Here is a 5,894-nt window from a genome sequence, read left to right on the forward strand (position 1 = left end):
CGTGCAGTTTTCCGATACCGCTTTTCGGCAGATTTCCACATGGCGTACCTCTCCCGAAACGAAGTTTGGGTAGAGGTCGAGCGACGCCGTTCAGGCGTACGCGAGGGTGAGGGCCGAGCACGGGAAAAGGCGCGCACTACCCTCCCCAACTGCGTTCAGCAGGGTGATTCCAACCTTGCAAGCACGGCACTTCAAAAATGCACGACCTCAGTTGAGAGAGAGGTGACAAAAGTTGCACCGTGTCCTCGACCTGCACCCCCCAAGATTGAACAGTCCTGTGTTAGCCCGGATTGGCATCTGATTATTCGCCGCTTATGCGGTACGGCACATTGAATCAGCAGGCCTCTACGGCAGGCTCGCGACAAAACGAGTCAGTCGATTGCTGAAGTCTCGCACGTCGGTGCCGACGACTCGTTCGAAATCGATCATCCGTTGCCCCGATCGATAGGTCTCAAACGGAGGACGCGTGGCGGTGAAGTTCAGAATGTCCGCGAAGGCTTCCGTGTCTCGTTCGGCCAAATAAAACATCATTGACCACGCTAACGCATAAGCGGTGTGGATCGTGGTTGGATTGCGGAATAAGTCATCGCTTCGAATCATTCGGTCCACCCATCGAGCGACTTCCGTTGGATCGTCCATGTCGATCGTTTCGCGAAGTTGACGCACCGAGTCTTTGTTCACGCGTTCGATCAAACGCGTTCCGGATCGCCCCGAACTCATCGCATCGGGCTCGAACATCTGTCCGATGCCTTCGGTGACCCAACTCGGTGTGTCGTTCACTCGGCTGTGCACGCCACAATTGAATGCGGATTGATGAGCGGCTTCGTGTCGAACCGTTGCGGCAATCATGCTGATGGCACCGCCGTCATGTGTCATCACGCGATTGCATTTGTTTGCATACAAACCGGCAACTCGCGAAACGTCGATTCCCAATCGAGCGATCTCGTCATACATCGCTCGAGCGTCAGGCAAAACAACCGCCACCATCGGGAACCGGCCTTGGCGAACTTTCACGCCTCGACGTTCCATGTAAGTCACGAATGCACGATGGCATTGTTCGAACATCTTGGGCCAGCGACTGCCGCGACCTTTCGGTTGAACAACCAAAAAGTTCTGAGTCGCAACGACTTCGAACTCTCGTCCGAATTCCGCTCGCAACCGATTGCGCAGCTCGACCGATGAGGTTGGTTTGAACTGGCCAGCGATCGAACGCATCGACTCTGATTTTTCGGTTCGACTGATCGTGTGCAACCAACCGTCTCTTCCGATCACAAGCGATTCGCTCGCCGATTCGATCAGATGCAAACCACTTTGCCAGCTGTTACCGACACGGAATTCCACCAAGCCTGGTCGAATTGATGACGCGACGGATTGCGACGACACCAAGTGTTCAGAACGTTCGGGCGAAGCCGGTGCTACTGGGTCGGCGTTGCTCTCTTCGGCAGCTAGACCGACGAACAGGATCGCAGCGAACAATGGTACAAAGCGAGTTTGAACCACTCGAAAGCCTGACGCGAACGAAAGAAGCCGACGCGGCGTGCCCGAAGGAACGACATTCGACGTTTTCGCAATGGAAGTGAGAGTCATCGACATGATGGAAGTCAACGGCGAGGAACAACGCAGGAACACATCCGAACCGTCGGCGCCCCGCAACACCCACGCGATCTACTCAACCCTAGGTTAAGATTGAAGTGGCGGACGGACGGAAGGCCTTTTTGCACGGAAGGTTCCTCGTACCCTCGCGGTTGTAACGCCGATCGATTGAAATTCAGTTCAAAACTTTTCTCGAAAGCTTGACATGCATCGTTTTCACGTCGCGCACCAACGGCTTGTCCCGATTGCGGTGACCTTGCTGGCGTTTTTCCTGCCTGCACTCACCGCATCCCACACGCACGCACAAGAATCCGCGGAAACGCTCGAACTCGAAGTCCCGCTTTGGATCGCAGAACTAGACGCTGACGAAGCCCAAACCCGACGGGCGGCCGAGAAAAAGCTGATCGATGCGGGGCCGGACGCTTCCGACTATCTCCCCGCAATTCTCGACGACCTGTCGATCGAGGCTCGCGAGCGTCTTAATCGTGTCCGTGCGGAATGGGCGAAACGCAAGGCGGAAACCCACGTCGAAACCCAGCTGATTCGGTTGCAGAATGCCAAGACGCTTGGCGAGGCTTTGGAAGCAATCTCAACCGTCAGCGAGGTCGAATTTGATCTCGACTCTGCAGGTGCGGCCGGCGACCTCACCCAAACCATCCAAGCCCCGCGATCGCCGCTGAACTTCTGGCACGCGGTCGACCATGTTTTGGATCAAGCCAAATTGGACATCAACTTCTACGGAGGCGACCGAACAACACTGATGCTGATCGCTCGCGACGAGAACCGTCCATCGCGAGTCGAGTCGGCCGCCTACGTTGGAATCTACCGGCTCGAACCCACCGTGGTGACCGCGCGTCGTGTCTTGCGTTCACCAGAACTCAGCAGCATGAATCTGAACCTCACGATCGAATGGCAACCCAATCGAACACCGATCGGGTTGACGCTGCCCATCAGCGCCGTCAACGGAAAGCTTGATTCGGGAGAAACTTTGGTGCCTCAATCGAGCGGCGACAAAATCGACATCGCAACGAACAGCGAGATGGCTCAGAGCGAGTTCTTCTTGCCGATGCAATTGCCCAGCCGCCCATCCGAAAGGATCGAACGGCTCGCGGGAACGCTGACCGCGATGATTCCCGGTCGCCGCGAAAAGTTTGCTTTGGATTTGAACGCTCCTGCCGCATCTCAAACCGAAGATCAAATGACCGTTTCCATCGAAGCCATTCGCGATGCCGACCCGCTTCGCGAGATACGTGTGGGCGTTGAACTCGACTCCGCCGGTCGTTCGCTTGAAAGTCACCGCCAATGGATTTTCGAGAACGAAGCGTACGTGTTACTGGAAGATGAAACACGGATGGATCACCTGGGTTATGAAGTCTTCCGCCAAACCGACTCAGGAGTTGGCATTGGGTATTTGTTTGACTTCGGCGCCGCGGGATCACCTCCGCCTGGATCGAAATTGATCTACGAATCTCCTACCTCAGTCGCGCAGGACGCAGTCGACTTCATCCTCAACGACATCCCAACTCCGTAACCATCGGGTGAACACAACCCGCGGTAGTGGATGAGGCCACGAATCCTTCAGCGTAAGACTCGTCGCCTCGTCCACCACCGATTCAGTCGAATTGATCATCTAGCGACATACATTCCACCGACGCAGAACCAAAGTTGATGAACCACCGAAACTTTCGCAACGGTATTCTCGTCGTCCTGCTGTTGATCACGGGATGCGGGCCACAGTCCAATCAATTCTCTACCAAGCTCGACGTCATGAGCGAACAAGCCGTCCAGGAACAACCTGCATCCTTCTCGCTGGCACAAGCTCCGAATCGCGGTCCGGATATCGATGAGGCCCACACTGAATCATTGAACGCAGGCCAATCAAGCGAGAACGCCAAATCGAATCGACGAATCGTTTACAACACCCACCTGTCTTTGGTGGTGAAAGAGTACGCGACCTTTGAATCAAAACTACCGGCTCTGGTCGATCAGCACGGAGGATTCATTTCCAACAGCGAAACGAATCGCCGCTACAACAATCGACAATCTGGCGAGTGGGTCGCTCGCATTCCAGTCGCGAACTACGTCGCCTTCCTTCAAGGCGTCACCGGATTGGGATTCGCGGAATCTCGCACCGAAGACGCTCAAGACGTCACCGAAGAATTCGTCGACGTCGAGGCAAGAATCCGCAACAACAAGAAGCTCGAAGAACGCATCATCACGATGCTCGAAGAACGAACCGGAAAGCTATCCGATGTCTTAGAAATCGAACGCGAACTTTCACGCGTTCGCGAAGAGATCGAACGCATGGAAGGTCGCCTGCGAGTGCTATCGGATCGTTCCGCTTTGGCGACCATCACGATTCAGTGCCGCGAAGAAAAAGAGTACGTCCCTCAGGCAGCGCCGACATTCAGTTCGCGGATCCAGAAATCTTGGTCACAATCGATCAACGCGATGAAGCAGACCGGTGAAAACATCGTCATCGCTGCCATCGCCATCCTGCCTTGGTTGCTTGTTATCGGCGTACTCATTCTGGTGAGCGTTGCAGTGGGCCGACGATTGCTACGCAAGCGATCGAAGTAGCGGGGAATAACGACACCGCTTGCTGCTTACGTTGTCGCCAAAAAACGATGCGACACCGGTCGCTAGCTAGCAAACCTTCCCGGCGGCGATTGCGTTACTCGCTTCGCTTCGTGCTACACCGGATGACAGGTGGCACCATCCGGCGAGCCGCAAGCAACCAAGTAGCCGACAGAGGCCCTCTGTCGGCAAATCAAACCTGCCAAACAACAGCCCCCACAAAGTCATTCCGTCCAACCCACTGCACAGCCCTTTTGTACCCCGCATCTTATGGGAGCCGCTTACGTTGGGAACACAATCGGTTTGAAGCCAAAAATCCCTTGCCCAAACGTCATTGGTGTTCGATTGGCGGCGATTAGCGTTCCCCTGACCGCTCTGGTGGAACACGCATCCAGTCTGATCGGACACTAATCTTTGGTGTTTCGAGATGTGGGGTATGAATAGGCTGAGACGCCCAACACCGGATGGTCGGTGGCACTATCCGGCGATTGTCGAGCATGAAACGATTCGGTAGACGTCAGTTATAGTAGGGGCGATGGCGAAAGAAGCAAAACCAAATTGCAAGCCAGTTCTCAACCTCCGCTCCGTCATCATCGCATGGGGGCCGGGGATACTTTCGTTGTTTTGATCGAACGGTGGACGAAACGTTACCCCGAGAAACCATCGCAATTTCACGGTCGTTTTCCACACATCCGACGGTGGCTCCCGGGGGCGCGGCGAGCGTGAACCAGGTAAATGATTGCGGCGAAAATGGCGTACCAGATTGCGACGTCCAAACCGAACCAAAATGGCCTATTGATCTTTCGAGTTGTTCCTGCTCCGCTGAAAGGCCTTACTCTTTCTTCTACGCGACCGTCTCCACGTCTGAACAACTCGCTTTGATCGATTGCGGGCGGCCACTTCATAACCCGCCAACTAAACGGCACGCCATAGCTGACGCCCGATGATCCTGGTCCGCCTCCGTGCTTGGGATACCACCCAGTGATTAGAGTCACAAGCAGAGCGACCATCCCGCAGAACACCAAGCTATTTCTCGAAATGCGTTGAAATCCGTGCATCAAATCAAGGGTCGCCGAGAACGACGAACCACTTCAAGTAACTTAACTCGGCGACTCACGTGTATCCGTTGGTTCGTCCATTGTGCCGCATCCTGAATCACTCTGGTTTGCCTTGCCGCTGCTGTTCGATCAGCTCGGCGACTTCTTTCATCGTAAAGGACATCAGCGGAACTCCGCCGATCTTTTCGCCTGCGCGTTCACGGGCAGCTGCTTCCGATAGTACTGCGTTCGTCAACTGCTGTACGCCAAATTTTGATTCGAGAGACTGCGTATAGAGCGTCCCGGCAAGTAGATCGTCTGTGAGATTCCCTTTTGATAAAGCCTCGCCAACGGTGGTATTCGGATCGACCCTTGCGATGTCAGTTTTTGCGAAGTCTGCCGTGAAGGCACAGACCTCCAAAACCAATCCAACCTTATCCTTGGGGTCTTCGCCGGAACAACCAATGCAAGTCAGAATGAAAAGCGGCAAAAGATTGGCGGATCGTATCATTTGAGATGGTGGGCAATTTCATTGGACGAACGTTGCGGATCACACGGTCGCCGCGAGCGATCCTCCACTTCAAAAACAACGACTCGGCGACTCGTCGTGCAGTACGCCCAACATGGAGTCTAGGTTTGGTGGGTGGCACCATCCGGCAGTGCCTTCTGGTTGGGCAGCGGCTACGC

Annotated in this window: 4 protein-coding genes; 2 read left to right on the forward strand and 2 right to left on the reverse strand. The window is 55.0% G+C overall.

The window, feature by feature from the left end; genetic code table 11:
• Positions 1 to 345 precede the first annotated feature (345 nt).
• Positions 346 to 1,656 carry a DUF1570 domain-containing protein gene (locus B2R17_RS09450; protein WP_008671105.1) on the reverse strand — a complete coding sequence of 437 codons (1,311 nt, stop codon included), beginning with the start codon at positions 1,654 to 1,656 and terminating at the stop codon, positions 346 to 348.
• A 142-nt stretch (positions 1,657 to 1,798) separates the two neighbouring features.
• On the opposite strand from B2R17_RS09450, the gene B2R17_RS09455 reads away from it, so the two are divergent.
• Positions 1,799 to 3,124: a hypothetical protein gene (locus B2R17_RS09455; RefSeq protein WP_286763798.1), complete on the forward strand. Its 1,326-nt coding sequence runs from the start codon at positions 1,799 to 1,801 to the stop codon at positions 3,122 to 3,124.
• 137 nt (positions 3,125 to 3,261) lie between these two features.
• Complete coding sequence (locus tag B2R17_RS09460) at positions 3,262 to 4,173, forward strand: DUF4349 domain-containing protein (protein ID WP_286763799.1); 912 nt, start codon at positions 3,262 to 3,264, stop codon at positions 4,171 to 4,173.
• Between the two features lie 1,152 nt (positions 4,174 to 5,325).
• Here the strand turns inward: B2R17_RS09460 and B2R17_RS09465 are convergent.
• Positions 5,326 to 5,718 (reverse strand): hypothetical protein, encoded by a 393-nt coding sequence (locus tag B2R17_RS09465; RefSeq protein ID WP_286763800.1) that lies wholly within the window; start codon positions 5,716 to 5,718, stop codon positions 5,326 to 5,328.
• Positions 5,719 to 5,894 lie beyond the last annotated feature (176 nt).

Origin of the sequence: Rhodopirellula sp. UBA1907, from assembly GCF_002337565.1 — a bacterium.
In the GTDB taxonomy this organism is placed as follows: domain Bacteria; phylum Planctomycetota; class Planctomycetia; order Pirellulales; family Pirellulaceae; genus Rhodopirellula; species Rhodopirellula europaea.